Source organism: Bacillus sp. FSL M7-0307, from assembly GCF_038627835.1.
Classification (GTDB): domain Bacteria; phylum Bacillota; class Bacilli; order Bacillales; family Bacillaceae; genus Bacillus; species Bacillus altitudinis.
Genome location: NZ_CP152023.1, coordinates 769,884 through 782,262 on the forward strand (window position 1 = coordinate 769,884; position 12,379 = coordinate 782,262).

The window sequence follows — 12,379 nt, forward strand, 5'->3', positions numbered from 1 at the left end:
TGGTGAAGGAAATTGAATCAACAAACAAAAGAACCATGGTGGAAAAAAGCCGTGGTCTATCAAATCTATCCGAAGAGCTTTTTAGACACAACAGGCTCTGGTACAGGTGATATCAATGGCGTGACGAAAAAGCTCGACTATATCAAAGAGCTAGGGGCGGATTGTATTTGGCTGACCCCTATGTATGAGTCACCACAGTATGACAATGGCTATGATATTAGTGATTATCAAAAAATACATGACATGTACGGCACAATGGCTGATTTTGAACACATGCTGAAAGAAGCACATGAACGAGGAATTCGTGTCATCATGGATCTCGCTGTGAACCATACGTCGATTTTCCATGAGTGGTTTCAAGCCTCCCGAGAGTCGAAGAAAAACCCGTATCGAGACTATTATATTTGGAAGGAGCCGAAAGCGGACGGCTCTCCTCCGAATGATTGGCAGTCAAAGTTTGGCGGGCCAGCGTGGGAATTAGATGAAGCGACAGGTGACTATTATCTTCATTTATATGATGTTACCCAGGCAGACCTCAATTGGGAACATGATGAAGTGCGCAGGAAAGTATATGACATCATGCACTTTTGGTTTGAAAAAGGGATCGATGGATTCAGACTGGATGTCATCAATAACATTTCAAAGGATCAACGCTTTTTAGATGATGCCGGGCAATCAGTGCAAGGTGATGGACGTATGTACTATACAGATGGGCCGAGAATTCATGAATTCTTGCATGAAATGAACAAGGAAGTGTTTTCGAAATACGATAGCATGACCGTGGGGGAAATGTCTTCAACGAATATTGCAGACTGCATTCGGTATACAAGACCTGATCGGCAGGAGCTGGATATGACGTTTAATTTTCATCATTTAAAAGTTGACTATCCTAACGGTGAAAAGTGGGCCATTGCGCCATTTGATTTTCTAGAGTTGAAATCAATTCTGTCAGAATGGCAGACGAAAATGCATGAGGGCGGCGGCTGGAACGCACTCTTTTGGTGTAACCATGACCAGCCGCGCATCGTGTCAAGGTACGGTGATGATGGCACGTACCATCAGCAATCAGCGAAGATGCTGGCGACCACCATTCATTTGATGCAAGGCACTCCTTATATTTATCAAGGTGAAGAAATTGGGATGAAGAATCCTCGCTTTGAGGACATTTCGTCATACCGCGATATCGAATCACTGAATATGTATGAAGTGATGCTTGAAAAAGGGAAAACAAAGGAAGAAGCTTTGGCAATTTTACAGGTCAAATCAAGAGATAACGCAAGGACACCTATGCAATGGACTTCGGAAAAAAATGTGGGGTTCTCAAAAGGTACACCTTGGATTGAACCAGCTCAAAACGATATTTCAGTAGAAGCTGCATTAAAAGACGAGACGTCGGTTTTTTATCATTATCAAGCCCTTTGCAGACTTCGCAAAGAACTTGATGTGATCACCTATGGCAGCTTTACTTTACTGCTTTCAGATGATCCAAAGGTGTTTGCGTATGTGCGAGAAGGCAAAGATGAGAAGATTCTCGTGATCAACCATTTTTATGCAGGCGAGACGGACTTTACACTTCCAGATGAGCTTGCAAAGGATGTCAATGAAATGGAAGGGCAAGTCCTGCTGTCCAATTATGAGGATGTGCCGGCAGATATCAAGGGATTTACGTTGCGCCCATATGAGTCAATCGTTTATCATTTAACCAAACGCTAGTAAATGGGGCGGAAGGAAAATGAAAGAGAATAAGTTTCGAGTGATTTATGATCAGCTCGCAAGACGAATTGAACAAGGTGAATGGCAGGATAAAGGCATCCTCCCATCAGAACATGAGCTGTCTGTCATGTATGACACATCCCGTGAGACGGTGAGAAAGGCATTAAACATCCTTGTGCAAAATGGCTATATCCAAAAAATTCGTGGGAAAGGCTCAGTATTGCTGAATCGAGAGAAAATGCAGTTCCCAGTTTCGGGTCTTGTCAGCTTTAAAGAGCTTTCCCAAACGCTTGGGCGAAAGACGGTAACAACGGTTCATGAGTTCGGTTTAATCAAGCCAGATCAGTATATTCAGTCTCAGCTGAAAATCAGTGGGCAGGAGGACGTTTGGGAAGTCATTCGCTCTCGCAATATTAGCGGAGAAGAAGTCATTTTAGACAAAGATTACTTTTTGCAAAAACATGTGCAGGTCTTATCTAAGGACATTTGTGAAGGATCGATCTACGAGTATATTGAAGGAGAACTTGGGGTCTCGATTAGTTATGCTCAAAAGGAATTTGTGGTCGAGCCATGTACAGAAGAGGATGAAAGGTATCTCGATTTGAACGGGTTTGATCATGTGGTGGTGGTGAAGAATTATGTGTTCTTGGAGGATACGAGTCTATTCCAATACACAGAAAGCCGCCACCGCCTAGATCGTTTCAGGTTCGTGGATTTTGCTAGAAGAGAGAAGTAGACAGGGCCGAGGCTCTGTCTATTTCAGGTTGTAGAGAAACAAGGGATTAAACAATAGCGAGAGCAACATCTCAGGAGGAAAAATGATCAGACTGAATAGACCACTCAAATTACGAGATTTAGAAATTTTTAGCGTAATGAAAGATCACAGGATTTTATGTTATGTCATCATTGAAGACACACGAAAACCGTTTACAGAAGAAGATAGAAAATTAGAGCCTTTATGTTATATGGATAAAGAGGATATTCAAGCGATTTTGAATGTGTTTCATATTTCAATTATCAGTGATGAAACATTAAATGAAGAAGATTTAACCCTTGTGAAATCGTACTTTGCTGAATTTGTGAATAACACGAACTTAACGAATTTCATTACGAGAGAATATGTTCAAGAGGATTTATATGCCGTGGATGATGAAGATGATATCACGTTCTTTAATAGAATGCTGCGTCATATAGGGTCAGATGATGTGAAAGAATTTGATGACCGTCATTGGATTTATTTATCCCAAGATTGATAGTGAGATGGAAAAAGGACAGAGCCAATGCTCTGTCCTTTTCTATTAAGATGATACTTTGTTTCGTGTGCGCTTGCGCTGATAGTAATAAAGGATACCGCCTGAGGCGAGCATGAGTAAGCCAATCAATACCGCTGTATACATCATCGTTGCCGTATTCGGCAGTGTGCCGCCTGGTAAGCTGCTTCCATCCTGACTTGGATCCGAACCGCCTGGAGCAGAAGTTCCACCGTCTCCGCCAGTTTGGTCTGGAGCTGTTCCAGCAGCTTCACTTTGATTGAGTACGGTGTATTCACTAAAGTGCTCCGTTTTACCTGAGACAATCCCGTTTTCGAATGAACCGTTACTTGTTTTGGCATAGCGGTTTTTCTCACGATCGACATAATAGACACCTGGTTTCTTCGCTTTTTCAGGCGCGTCTAATGTAAAGAACAGTGTGACGGGATCTTTAAAGGTAGACACATTTTTCTGATCTTGTTTGATTTGGAAATCGTATGTGTCGGTTAATGCGTTTTTCACCTTATTTGTTTTTGCCATCGATATATCTGCATGTTGCTCTGACAAATTGGAGAGCGGTAATGCTAGACCGACTTTGTCATGATAGATGGTGACGTTTGGATCTTGCTCTCGTTTCTTCAGTTCAGCTACTTGCCCTTTTGATAGAGACAATTGAACCTTTTTCGCTTCGGTTGCTTTGTCTAAATAGAGCAATGCTTTGTTCGTATGCTGCACATACGTTTGGAATTTCTCATCATCTTGAATGTCATAGGCGCCTTTTCCTTTCAAGCGAGGAAGGAATACTTCTTTCACTCGATGGTCGATGACTGGAGAAATATGACCGTCTGCCTGTTCAATTTGCTCTTTGAAAATTTCATAGTCAACATAGCCTAAGTCTTCACCATGAGACGCTTCTGTAAAGACGCTGTAGCCATCACCGCCTGTGCCGACAAATGCGTTAGTCGCCACGCGGTATGTTTTCTGATCATCAATGTCAGTCAGGTTGCCATTTTGATCTTTCAATTTGACATCAATCAGTCTACTGCCAGCCGGTTTACTCAGTGTAAACGTATATTCAATACCGGCTACATGAGGGAATGCGCCTCCGCCTTCTTCAATACCTGAAAGACCTTGTTCAAGCGCTTTTTTAATTTGACTGCCTTTTAAATCTGCGACATATAGTGTGTTTCCAAAAGGCATCACCGTTAAAATATCCCCTAATGTGATATCTCCTTTTTCAATGCTGCCTCGAATACCACCGCCGTTTGTAATGGCAAGGTCAGCCCCAGCAGATTCTTGTGCTTTCTTTAACATGCCATCTGCAATAAAGTTTCCAAGGTTCGTTTCCTTTGCACGGACGTGTTCACGCTGTCCATCTAAGAAGACATCTGACGTCCCGACTTTTTCGGTTTTTAAATCTTGGATATCTGCCTTGTACTGATCAAGAATCGCTTTTGCGTCCGCATCTTCTTTCACAGAGTCGTCGATCGTGATGAGGTCAAAAGAAGATTCTTTTGGCTGTACGACGCCTTTTTTGTCAAAGGCCACGTCTACTTTTCCTAAAAATTGTCCGTAGTCTTTTACTTGCGCAACAATCGTTGGTTCTTTTTTATTGACGACCTTTAATTTTTCAACAAGGGTGTGGGTGTGACCGCCAACGATGAGATCAATGCCATCTACTTTTTGAGCCAGTTCTAGATCACGGTTATAGCCAATATGTGTGAGCGCAATAATTTTATTGATTTTTTCTTCAGTTTGAATGGTATTGACTGTTTCTTTTGCTTTTTTGTATGCATCTTGAAATTGAATGTTTGGACCACTGCTGGATGTAATGGCTGTGTCTTCAGTGGTTAGACCGAATACAGCGACCTTTTCACCATTTACATCAAGCAGGATGTAAGGATAAATGCCAGCTTCTTTTTTCTCACCAGCTTTAAATGTTACTGGCTTTTTCACTAAGTCGCTTAACTGTTTTTCCTTAGAGACATTCACGTTTGATGACACGATCGGGAAGTTCGGTTTTTCAAACTGGTGACGGTTTTTAGCATCTACACTGGATGCATCACCTGTCAGGAATTGACGAAGGACAGATGGACCTTTGTCAAATTCATGATTTCCAAACGTCATGGCATCGTATTTCATTAAGTTCATCAGTTTCAGATCGGCAAGTCCTTGCCATTTTGTGAAATAGAGATCACCAGAGAAGACATCTCCAGCGTCTAATAAAATATTGTTTTCGCTTTGGGCGCGAACTTCTTTGATCTTAGTTGCGCGTCTTGCTGCATCATCCAGATGGGCATGTGTATCGTTTGTATGCATCACCGTTAAATGCCAATTGTCTGTTGCAGGTGGTTCTGTTGTACCATCATCTTTAAACGCTAGCTTGTACACGCCAAGTCCGTCTGTGCTGGCATTCCGAATAAAGTCGACGCTGCTTGATTTCTCTGCGAACGGTTTTGCAAGTAGAGAAGATTCAAAGGTGACTGTTGCGCCTTTTACTGGTGCAATGGACCAGTTTTGATCTGCGCTTGGGTTAATGGTTTTTTGTTCAATAATATAATCCATCAGCACTTGGCGGTTCTCATCTGCTGAGGCGAGCACGACTTTATCTTGTGTGAGGTGCGGGAAGCCTCCGCCGCCAGATGCACGGTAATTGTTTGTCACGACTAAAAATTCTTGATTGTCAGAAACGGGTTTTCCGTTGTAAGACAAGTTTTTGATGCGGTTCGCACTAGCGTTAACAAGTGTGCCTGTTGTGCTGTATTTAGCAGGCTGTGTGACATCTACTTGGTACGTCACACCATCGATCACATCAAAATTATATGAGCGGTATTCTTCGTTTAAAATAGGCTGTTCATTTGAAGTATTTGGTTTGATTTGGTTAAACTGACCAGCAGACATTTCAAGCCAGTCTTTTACTTCACTGCCTTTTAGTTTTACAATCTGTACGGTGTTATCGTAAAGATAGAGATCGCCGATGTTTTTAATCGCTAAATCACCTTTTGCGATATTTGTATAATAGTTCACACCGTTGCGTCCACCGGCTTTAAATGGCGCACCCGCAGAGAGAATCGGCAAGTTTTTGTACGAAGTATCTTTCATTTTTTCTTGTGCATACCATTTCTGGGCATCTGTCACGATTTGAATAGAAGGGTCATCCATCACTTGAGCGAAAAAGCTGTTAATGTCTGCTTCTGTTTTTCCAACTGGCTTTCTGACGTAATCTAGGGTGTTTTGGTGAGTTGTTTGAATGGCATTTTTCACTGTGCTGTTTTGAGATGTCACCCCGGCAACGGATTCAATTTTGCCTGTTCCGTCTGTGACTTTCCAGTTGCTGCCGTCTGGCTCTAGTGTTAAATCAATGACTCCGAGGTAGCTTCCCCAGTTTTTTGACATGACGACAGGAATGCCATTAATGGTTCCCTTCGCGACATCAAATTTGTCTACGCCGCTATATTCAGCGCTAGGGAATGTGCCATGCTGGTGGCCAGACACAATCGCATCAATGCCTTTTGTTTTCGTGGCAAGGTCAAAGATCATATTTTCTGATCCTTTAGGTGAAGCTGTTTTTTCAATTCCTGTATGAGCAAGAGCGACGATGACATCTGCGCCTTTTGCTTTCATTTCTGGAATGGTTTCATTGGCAGACTCCACAATATCCTGCACTTGAACTTGTCCATCTAAATGCTTCTTATCCCACGTCATAATTTGTGGTGGTACGAATCCTATGTAACCGACTTTCACAGTTTGGGAGGCTCCGTTTGCATCTTTAAAGGTTTTATCCTGAATGACATAAGGAGTAAATCGGTGTTCTCCGTTTAACTTTTTGACGTTTGCATTGACAATCGGGAAGTTGGCGCCCGCAATGGTACCATCAAGAAAAGATAAACCGTAGTTAAATTCATGATTGCCGAGTGTACCTGCATCATATTTTAATTTGTTGAGTGTATGAATAATGGGGTGAACCTTTGTTTGATTGATGATGCTGTCTTTTTCATTTTTATAAACGTATTCTCCAAGAGGGGTTCCTTGAATCAGGTCTCCGTTATCAACAAGGAGTGTATTGGGATTTTGTGAACGGTGCTTGTCAATCAGCTCGGCTGTTTTTGCCAAACCGAATTCATTTGTTTCTTTGTCACTGTAGTAATCATAATTCATCATGTTCGCATGAACATCCGTTGTGGCTAAGATACTGACCTTTACGGCACTGCCGCTTTCTGTTTCTGCATGAGTAGGTACTGCTGGGAGAATGAGACTAATCAACATCATGGAAGTGAGCAGAATAGACAGGTTTTTCCTTCGTTTAGACCTATGTGCTTGCTTCTTCACCTGATCTCCGCCTTTCTAATTTTTTTGACCACAATACCTATTGTAGAAATGTTTCGTTAACTTTTGTAGTTATTTTTTGCAGATTATTGTAAAGATAACATAAATCATACGAATTACCTTGTTAAGGGAATGTGAATGAGTCTAAATGCTTATTTTTTCTGAAAGGGGGTTTTCTCATAGGGATAGGATGTTTGATTTCAATTGGCGGGGGTATAGTGTGTAGTGTAAACGATAATCAAGCAGGAGGGTTTCTACATGGGTAAGAAAATTGCAGTTGTCTTAACAGATTACTTTGAGGATGTTGAATTCACCGAGCCTGCAAAAGCCTTTAAAGACGCAGGCCATGAGATCACAGTCATTGAAAACGAAAAAGGAAAAACAGTGAAAGGAAAGCAAGGAGAGGCAGAAGTAAGAGTCGATGCGTCTATCGATAACGTGAAACCAGAAGACTTCGATGCACTTCTGATTCCTGGCGGCTTCTCACCAGACATTCTGCGTGCGGATGATCGCTACGTGCAATTCACAAAAGCCTTTATGGACGAGAAAAAACCAGTATTTGCGATCTGTCATGGACCGCAATTGCTTATTACAGCGAAGACGCTGGAAGGAAGAGGCGCGACCGGCTATACATCCATTCAAGTAGATATGGAAAACGCAGGCGCCAAATTCAAAGATGAAGAAGTCGTCGTTTGTCAGGATCAGCTTGTCACAAGCCGTACACCTGATGACATTCCAGCATTTAACCGTGAATCATTAAAACTGCTCGCCAAATAAGTAGTTTTGACAGGATAAACAAAGCCAGCACCTTGCGAGGTGCTGGCTTTTTCTGTGCATGGATATAAGAAAGCGGCGTCAACCGCAATTCAGTATCAGGTGCACGATTATTTTCTTAAGCTTTTCAGCTCGCTTGCAATGGCTTGCATTTCACTTGGGCTGAATGAAGATTTTTTCATCACCATTTGGTGAAGAAATTCAATATCTTCATACTTATCTGGACTGAAGTCTTCTGCTTTGATGACTCCAATATTCAGCATATTGAGCTTTTGCGAAATGTCTTCAATCAGCTGATTGACTTCAGCCGCTTTTTGCTGTGACAAGGGCGGCACGTCCTTTCCTGCATGTGTCGAATAATATGTCTATTTTAACAGAAAAGCAAAAGAATAAAAGGGCTATTATGACGACACTGAAATGTTTTTTTCCTTTTTCTCCTCTTTGATCTTATCAATGATTCGTTTGGATTCAAACACCACAACACCTGATAAACCGATGAGTCCAATTAAGTTTGGAATGGCCATCAGTCCATTGAGCATATCTGCTACGCCCCAGACGAAGTCATTCTTAAACACGGCACCGAAAAAGACAGCTATCACAAACACTATGCGGTAATACATGACGTACGAATCCTTCGCCAAATATGTAAAGCATTTTTCCCCGTAATAGGACCACCCAATGATGGTGGAATAAGCAAACAAAAGCAGCCCGATGGCGACAATGGTTGAGCCGATTGGTCCAAGGAAATACGCAAAAGATAAAGAGGTGAGCGCATCACTTTTTTCTGTTAAATACATATCTGCCATGACAATCGTAATGCCAGTGATAGAACAAACAATGATGGTGTCAATAAACACTTGCGTCATAGAGACGAGCGCTTGACGGGCAGGCATATCCGTTTTCGCAGCTGCAGCAGCAATTGGTGCTGATCCAAGACCAGCTTCATTGGAAAAGACGCCTCGCGCGACACCCCAACGAATAACGGTTCCAATCGCACCACCTGCCACGGCTTGACCTGTAAAGGCATCTGAGAAAATAAGACTGACTGCGCCAGGAACAAGATCAGCATTCATGACAAGAATGATGAGCCCACAAATGACGTAAAATAAAGCCATGACTGGTACAAAAATAGATGTCACTCGGCCGATACTTTTAATTCCGCCTAAAATCACGAGTGCCGTAAAGGCGGTAATGATGATACCTGTTACCCATGTTGGAATTTGAAAAGTAGAATTCATGACGCCTGAAATGGAATTAGACTGTACCAGGTTGCCGATCCCAAAGGCAGCACTGGCACCGAAAACAGCAAATAGCACCCCTAGCCATTTCTGCTTTAAGCCATGCTCTAAATAATACATAGGTCCGCCAGACATTTCGCCTTTTTCGTTTTTGACCCTGTATTTCACAGCAAGAACAGCTTCTGCAAACTTGGTGGCCATCCCGAAGAATGCAGCAAACCACATCCAAAATACTGCACCAGGACCACCTGCAATGACAGCTGAGGCAACACCGACGATATTCCCTGTACCGACAGTTGCAGCAAGAGCCGTCATTAATGCTTGGAAATGGGAGATATCTCCCTCTGATGTTTTGTCTTGTTTTGAAAAAGCGAGCTTTAAAGAATAAGGAAGTAATCTAATTTGAATGAAGAGAATGCGAAAGGTGAGGTAGATTCCAGTACCAACAATTAAAATCAACAGGGGAGGCCCCCACAAAAAATTGTTCATCGTCGTGACAAACTGCTCAATGATTCCCATCTAATGTCCCCCTTTGTTTGTGTAATTCTCCTAAAGTTTCTCCTGTTTTTGTGTAATTTGTCAATGCCGATGGAAGTTTTTCTTGCAAAGTTTCCAAAAGAAAAAGGGCTTGATATGATAGAGAAAAGGTTTTCCAAAGGGATTCTTAGGGAAAAGATAGGAGGAGAATGAAGGATGATTCATGTATTATTTGTATGCCTCGGCAATATTTGCAGGTCACCGATGGCAGAGGCGATGTTTAGAAAACGAGTCGAAGACGAAGGGCTGAGTGAACACTTTGTGATTGATTCAGCAGGCATTGGCGGCTGGCATCAAGGCAGTCCACCGCATGAAGGAACACGAAAGCTGCTTGATGAAAAGGGTATCAGCTATGAAGGAATGACTGCAAGACAAATCATGGATAAGGATATCACCACATACGACTATATCATTGCGATGGATGCTGAAAATGTTGGCGCCCTCCGCAGTTTAGCCGGCTATGGAAAACATCACTTTATTGGCCGTCTTCTTGACTTTGTAGAAGACGACGATCGAGACGATGTGCCAGATCCTTATTACACTGGGAATTTTGAGGAAGTACATGATTTAATCGAAACAGGAATTGATCGTTTTTTGACGTATGTAAAAAAAGAGAAACACCTTTAACGGAAAGGAGATCAGATGAGATGGAAGAGAACAATCAAATCGTGCTTCGGGGAGCTGTTATAGGTGCAGCCTGCGGCATATTGCTGACATTATTTCATCGTCCAACAAGAATTGCACTGAAAGAAAAATGGAATCACTGCCAGCAAAAGCTGGATGAATACCGCCTGGAGCCTGGCAGGATGTCTGCTTGCGTGAAGGAAAAAATGGAAGAAACGAAGCAATTGATGAGAACGGTCTCAGATGATTTGTCTTTTCTGAATGAACAGGTGAATCAGTTAAAGGAAACAACACCAAAGGTATTAGAGATTATTGAAGAAACAAAGGATCACTTTCAAAAGAAACAGAAAGATTGATCATTGGAGATGAGGCGTATGGGTTTTGTTAAAGCGTTAATTGGACGCTTTTTGCTGCATGAAGGACCGGCAAAATCAGCTGAACTTGCGTATTTCTTTTTGCTTTCATTATTTCCGTTTCTCATCTTCGTGCTGACACTTGTTGGTTATTTGCCGCTGACATCAAAGGATGTTCTAAGCGTCATTTCTGGTTATGCGCCAGAGGGAGCGCTTTCGATGATTGAATCCATTGCCGAAGAGACGCTGAATAACCGTAACGGCGGATTGTTGTCATTCGGGATTATTGCGGCCCTCTGGTCTGCATCCAACGGCATTAATGCGGTTGTCAGAGCATTTAACCACGCTTACGAAGTTGAGGAAAATCGTTCCTTCATTCTCGTACGTTTAACATCGATCATCTTAACCATTGCGATGGTGCTTACGATTATTTTTGCCTTAATGCTACCTGTCTTTGGAAAAGAGCTTGGCTTATTCGTTGCCAAATTAGTAGGGCAGTCAGATGCGTTTCTCACCATCTGGACAGCCATGAGATGGATTATTAGTCCACTGATTTTACTGATTGTTTTTACATCCCTATATTATTTTGCCCCTAATATCAGGCTGAAATTGAAATTTGTGCTGCCTGGCGCCATATTTGCCTCTGTTGGCTGGATTCTCGTTAGCATGCTGTTCTCATTTTATGTAGGCGAATTTGCCAACTATAGTGCGATGTACGGAAGCATTGGGGGAATCATTATATTAATGATCTGGTTTTATTTAACCGGCATTATGATCATCCTCGGCGGCGAACTCAATGCGCTTTTACATAAGCGTAAAATCGTACCAGGCAAGGTGTGAAGAAATACGGGCATCCTAAAGGAGAACGAACATGTTCAATCTTGACGGATGGGGGAATAACGAATGTCTAAACAATCGAAAAAAGGCGGAAGCAACACAAAACAAAACAAAGGCCATCAGCCAAAGCACAAAACAAGTGGAAGTGCGAATGGGCAAAATGGGTATCACTAGATGAAAAAACTCCTCTGCATAGGTGCAGGGGAGTTTTTAATGATTCAATATCCGTATATAACGCTTCAGGAGAAAAGTTGCATCAGGCTTTGGCTGATAGTGAGGATCGAGCTGAAACCCTGCTTTCATCGCAACACGTTCACTTCTGACATGACCAACAGGACAAAAGATTTCAAATCCATCGACTTCAGGAGCAAAAGTATCTGTCATCCATTTCACTGTTTTGGTCACAATACCTTGCCCTTGTGCATCTTGACCAATCCAATACCCAATATTGCCTATCCGATGCTGAAACGTCATGCGGAACACCCCAATTAATTGATCGTTTAATACGATACCCGCTTCTATGTCTTTTCGTTCAGCATAGGCAGTGTGGGCAGATTGAATAAAAGATTGAACATCTTCTATGCGATAACAGTGATTCACCCATGGTAGCCACTCTCCCAAGTGAGTTTTATTCTGCTGGATAAGTGCAAATAATGTCTCTGCATCGGCTACTTGTAAACACGCCAATTTTAAGTCATTTGAAATGTTAAATGTAAACAAAATAGAT

The 12,379-nt window shown here is 42.2% G+C and carries 12 protein-coding genes; 8 read left to right on the forward strand and 4 right to left on the reverse strand.

Annotated features, from left to right (window positions below; genetic code table 11):
• Positions 1-12: 12 nt before the first annotated feature.
• The 3 genes from treC to MHI41_RS03825 all read left to right on the forward strand — a co-directional run bounded on the left by treC (position 13) and on the right by MHI41_RS03825 (position 2,966).
• Positions 13-1,713: an alpha,alpha-phosphotrehalase gene (gene treC / locus MHI41_RS03815; RefSeq protein ID WP_342494571.1), complete on the forward strand. Its 1,701-nt coding sequence runs from the start codon at positions 13-15 to the stop codon at positions 1,711-1,713.
• 19 nt (positions 1,714-1,732) lie between these two features.
• On the forward strand, positions 1,733-2,449 hold the full coding sequence (treR, locus tag MHI41_RS03820; protein ID WP_007496585.1) for a trehalose operon repressor: 717 nt from the start codon (positions 1,733-1,735) through the stop codon (positions 2,447-2,449).
• Positions 2,450-2,531: 82 nt separating this feature from the next.
• Positions 2,532-2,966, forward strand: a complete 435-nt coding sequence (locus tag MHI41_RS03825; protein ID WP_065460003.1) for a terpene synthase — start codon at positions 2,532-2,534, stop codon at positions 2,964-2,966.
• Between the two features lie 45 nt (positions 2,967-3,011).
• On the opposite strand, the gene MHI41_RS03830 is transcribed toward MHI41_RS03825, so the two are convergent.
• Positions 3,012-7,292, reverse strand: a complete 4,281-nt coding sequence (locus MHI41_RS03830; RefSeq protein WP_282833996.1) for a multifunctional 2',3'-cyclic-nucleotide 2'-phosphodiesterase/3'-nucleotidase/5'-nucleotidase — start codon at positions 7,290-7,292, stop codon at positions 3,012-3,014.
• 255 nt (positions 7,293-7,547) lie between these two features.
• On the opposite strand from MHI41_RS03830, the gene MHI41_RS03835 reads away from it, so the two are divergent.
• Complete coding sequence (locus tag MHI41_RS03835) at positions 7,548-8,066, forward strand: type 1 glutamine amidotransferase domain-containing protein (protein WP_007496591.1); 519 nt, start codon at positions 7,548-7,550, stop codon at positions 8,064-8,066.
• A gap of 107 nt (positions 8,067-8,173) precedes the next feature.
• On the opposite strand, the gene MHI41_RS03840 is transcribed toward MHI41_RS03835, so the two are convergent.
• Positions 8,174-8,389: a DUF1128 domain-containing protein gene (locus MHI41_RS03840; protein ID WP_008341757.1), complete on the reverse strand. Its 216-nt coding sequence runs from the start codon at positions 8,387-8,389 to the stop codon at positions 8,174-8,176.
• 75 nt (positions 8,390-8,464) lie between these two features.
• Positions 8,465-9,820, reverse strand: a complete 1,356-nt coding sequence (locus MHI41_RS03845; RefSeq protein ID WP_282833997.1) for a sodium:alanine symporter family protein — start codon at positions 9,818-9,820, stop codon at positions 8,465-8,467.
• 174 nt (positions 9,821-9,994) lie between these two features.
• Here MHI41_RS03845 and MHI41_RS03850 point away from each other — a divergent pair, with 174 nt between their 5' ends.
• The 4 genes from MHI41_RS03850 to MHI41_RS03865 are packed head-to-tail and all read left to right on the forward strand — an operon-like array spanning position 9,995 to position 11,830.
• A complete protein-coding gene (locus tag MHI41_RS03850) occupies positions 9,995-10,465 on the forward strand; it encodes a low molecular weight protein-tyrosine-phosphatase (RefSeq protein ID WP_008341755.1) in 471 nt (156 codons plus the stop codon).
• A gap of 20 nt (positions 10,466-10,485) precedes the next feature.
• Entirely contained in the window at positions 10,486-10,818 is a 333-nt protein-coding gene (locus MHI41_RS03855) for a hypothetical protein (RefSeq protein WP_144626182.1), read from the forward strand.
• 18 nt (positions 10,819-10,836) lie between these two features.
• Positions 10,837-11,655 carry a YhjD/YihY/BrkB family envelope integrity protein gene (locus MHI41_RS03860; protein ID WP_008341753.1) on the forward strand — a complete coding sequence of 273 codons (819 nt, stop codon included), beginning with the start codon at positions 10,837-10,839 and terminating at the stop codon, positions 11,653-11,655.
• 31 nt (positions 11,656-11,686) lie between these two features.
• Positions 11,687-11,830 (forward strand): hypothetical protein, encoded by a 144-nt coding sequence (locus MHI41_RS03865; protein ID WP_162484020.1) that lies wholly within the window; start codon positions 11,687-11,689, stop codon positions 11,828-11,830.
• A gap of 32 nt (positions 11,831-11,862) precedes the next feature.
• On the opposite strand, the gene MHI41_RS03870 is transcribed toward MHI41_RS03865, so the two are convergent.
• Positions 11,863-12,372 carry a GNAT family N-acetyltransferase gene (locus tag MHI41_RS03870; protein WP_017366826.1) on the reverse strand — a complete coding sequence of 170 codons (510 nt, stop codon included), beginning with the start codon at positions 12,370-12,372 and terminating at the stop codon, positions 11,863-11,865.
• Positions 12,373-12,379 lie beyond the last annotated feature (7 nt).